Below are 373 nucleotides of genomic sequence, written 5' to 3' on the forward strand. Positions count from 1 at the left end.
CTTGCGCCAGTGGGTCACAAGGCGCTTTATCTGCGGCAGCATTGTGGTGGTATCAAGCTGCGTCAGGCTGCCGTCCAGGCGGACGACCAGCCACACCGGGCGGCCATCCTGCTGTAATAATGAAGTGTTAACGCGGGCAAGGCGGACGCCTTCCTGAGGATGAAACTGGATCCCCAGAACGCGCAAAGTGGCAAACAGCGCCTGGCTTTGCTGTAGCGCGGTCTTATGCTGGTCATTCCAGACCCGCTGCCAGATATAGACCTGGCTGTCGGCGAGGGCGCCTGCGCTGGCAGCCAGCAGCAGAAAAAAAACGCCCGAACAGCGTAAATTGATCATGGCGACAATCCTTGTTGCCGGTGATGACTACCCGATT

General features: G+C 58.4%; 1 protein-coding gene. It reads right to left on the reverse strand.

The window, feature by feature from the left end; translation table 11 throughout:
- A partial coding sequence (locus LU493_RS19770; RefSeq protein WP_275289505.1) for a hypothetical protein occupies positions 1 to 336 on the reverse strand: 336 nt, incomplete at its 3' end.
- Positions 337 to 373: the final 37 nt, after the last annotated feature.

Origin of the sequence: Halomonas elongata (assembly GCF_029081005.1) — a bacterium.
GTDB lineage: Bacteria > Pseudomonadota > Gammaproteobacteria > Pseudomonadales > Halomonadaceae > Halomonas > Halomonas elongata_B.